The organism is Anaerolineales bacterium, assembly GCA_022866145.1.
In the GTDB taxonomy this organism is placed as follows: Bacteria; Chloroflexota; Anaerolineae; order Anaerolineales; family E44-bin32; genus PFL42.
The window spans coordinates 1-2,528 of sequence record JALHUE010000301.1; the positions used below are offsets into that span (position 1 = coordinate 1).

The 2,528-nt window shown below is 65.3% G+C and carries 4 protein-coding genes; all 4 read right to left on the minus strand.

Going from position 1 to position 2,528, the window contains the following annotated elements; genetic code table 11:
• Positions 1-590: hypothetical protein (locus MUO23_09225; protein MCJ7513132.1), on the minus strand; the 590-nt coding region annotated here is incomplete at its 3' end.
• A 103-nt stretch (positions 591-693) separates the two neighbouring features.
• The gene (locus tag MUO23_09230; GenBank protein MCJ7513133.1) at positions 694-1,173 is read right to left on the minus strand and encodes a YbaK/EbsC family protein; all 480 of its coding nucleotides are present in this window, start codon (positions 1,171-1,173) and stop codon (positions 694-696) included.
• A gap of 178 nt (positions 1,174-1,351) precedes the next feature.
• Entirely contained in the window at positions 1,352-1,531 is a 180-nt protein-coding gene (locus MUO23_09235; protein ID MCJ7513134.1) for a GNAT family N-acetyltransferase, read from the minus strand.
• A 146-nt stretch (positions 1,532-1,677) separates the two neighbouring features.
• The gene (locus tag MUO23_09240) at positions 1,678-2,169 is read right to left on the minus strand and encodes a nucleotidyltransferase domain-containing protein (GenBank protein ID MCJ7513135.1); all 492 of its coding nucleotides are present in this window, start codon (positions 2,167-2,169) and stop codon (positions 1,678-1,680) included.
• Positions 2,170-2,528: the final 359 nt, after the last annotated feature.

The following is a 2,528-nucleotide window of genomic DNA, read 5'->3' on the forward strand; positions in this document are numbered from 1 at the left end:
CCGTCCAGGCGCGACTGCATCTTGGCGGTGCGCTCCGTCACCGGCGTGACGACGCTTTCCACCGCGGCCACCTTCATATCCTTGATCTCCTGCGCGCCCTGTTTGACCTGGTTCTCCAGATCGACCAGATCCTGCGCTAGAGACGTCAGCTCGGGCGGCAGAGTCGGCACGGAAATAGCCGTCAGGGAATTGACCGTCTCCAGCACGCTGTTGACTGCCAGCGCGCTCTCGCCCAGGCTGCGGGCGGTCTCCAAACCGGCACTCACTGATGGCAGCAGCTGGTCACCGAAGATCCGACTCAGCAGCTCGAGCACGGGAGTGCTCTGGGCCAACGTATCTCCTGCGACCGTGACGGTGTCCTCGATCAGAGCGACAGCCCCGGATGCCGCGTCCAGGCGCGCAGTCAGCCGCTCGAGCCCATCGCCGATGCCGCCCACGACGGCCTCCAAACCGCTGACTGTCTTCACCAATGCCTGCGTCACCGGGCCATTTGCCCGCCACACCCCGACGATGCCGGCAGCAGCCGCCAGGATGCCCACGACGCACAATACAATCACCACGATCGCCAGAACCCGCTTGAATGTTCGCATGTGATCCATCCTCATTTCGGCCGGGACCGAATCGGCCCGGCTCGTGATTGTCCGCGATGCGCAGGTCGGGACGCAAGCCCATCCCGGCCACAGCCCGCGGCAGTTACACTACAGAAACCACCGTCCCAGCAGTGACCCGGATCAAATCTTCGGGAGTCAACTCGAAGACCGAGTTGGGCGTTCCGGCTGCTGCCCAGATCTGGTCATACCCCAAGAAGTCCTCGTCAACGAACGTCTCGATCGGGTGGGCGTGTCCGACAGGTGGAACGCCACCGATAGGGAACCCAGTGGCCTGGCGCACAAAGGCCGCGTCAGGTTTTTCCACCGGCTCGGAAACCAGGGTTGCCAGCCGGGTCTCGTTTACCCGATTGGCGCCGCTGGTGATCACCAGGTACGGTCTGCCGCTGTCCTTGCCTCGGAAGATCAGGGACTTGGCGATCTGCCCCACCCGGCATCCGACCGCCTGGGCAGCCTCCTGTGCGGTACGCGTACTCGCCGGCAGCTCCTGCACGCGGCAGGTCAGGCCGCCGACACGCAGGGCTTCCTGCACACGTTGGGCATTGGGGCTCAGCGATCTCTCCAACCTATCTTCTCCCTGGCGTCATGCGGGCCTCTCCGCTCTCGGGCCGCAGGGTGCAGGCCCCTCGTGGGCCGGTCCATGCGACAGGCGCTCGACGGCTGGTTCAGACAACCCATGGTTCGGCGATGCGCCGGCAGCCGAACTTCTCCCATCCCACGGTCGTGCGAAGCACAGAGCGGCCTCAGCTCAGGCCCGCCGGGGCCACCCTAGTATAGGCGCCGCCGCTGTCACAAGAAACGACGAATCCCAGGCGCGTATACAGCCGAAGTGCCGGATTCTCCTTCTCGACGCTCAGGCTTACTTGGTCCACGCCTTGCGAGTGGGACTTCGCCAGGAGCGCTGTCACCAGCGCCGTTCCCACACCCCGACCTCGGGCCTGGTGCCGGACCTCTCTATTCGGGGGCTTCGCTGGCGGCGGCCCGATCTCGGACGCATCGCTTCGATCCTGATTGCGGCAGGCGCTCCCGGGAACCTTCCGCCGAGTCGCCCCGCCATGGTGGTCCTGGCTCATTTCCTGTCGGCGATTTCACATGGAACGATCGTCCCTCCGGCACTCGGGGATGGGGACAAGATCGCCTGAACGCGGGCGGCCAGGACTCCTTCCCTGTCGGCCAGAATCCGGATCCCTTCTCGGATCACCTGCGATGCACGCTTATCCACGGGATCGCTCGCCCAGGCTGCGGACGTCAGCCCGAACTCGACCTCGGGCCCGGCGCGATACCAAACGCGCAGCGAGGTGACGTCCCCGTACGCCTCCAGCTGCATCCGATCGGGCGTCCCGAACGCCGCGGCCCAAGAAGTGTCACGCAGGTATCGTGTGGGATCTCGTGACAGGAGGATGATGTCCAGGTCGGACTCCGCCTTTGCTGTTCCTCGCGCCCGGGACCCCACCAACACCGCCGCCACGGCATCGGGTTCTCCTGACCACCAGTCAGCTACTTCCCGTACCAGCTGTTCGGGGCTCGCGCCCTCTCGGCTTGCCAGCTGCCTTCGCTTCATTTCGCTCCCAGGGCAGCACCCGTCCGGTGCGCCGCAGACAGGTACCACACTCGTCACCGAAGTCTTCGATCGTCATTCTCTCCCCGCGCGGCAGATTCACCAAGTACGGGAGATCGAAGCCAAGCAGCATTGCCCAGCCGGGCATCCAGTTGTGAATGGTCACCCGTTGAGAGCACGCCCACTACCAGCTCCCGGCGTAGATCGGATGACCAGTCCGGGTGCACGCGCTTGCGGTCACGGCGGTATTCTTCTCCAGGGTGTCGGCCTTCCAAGAACCGGTCTGAGCGAGGGCCCCCTACGCCCGCACAGACCATGCCAGCGCAGTTGCCAGGCGAAATGTCCCGAGCCCTCCCGCCCAC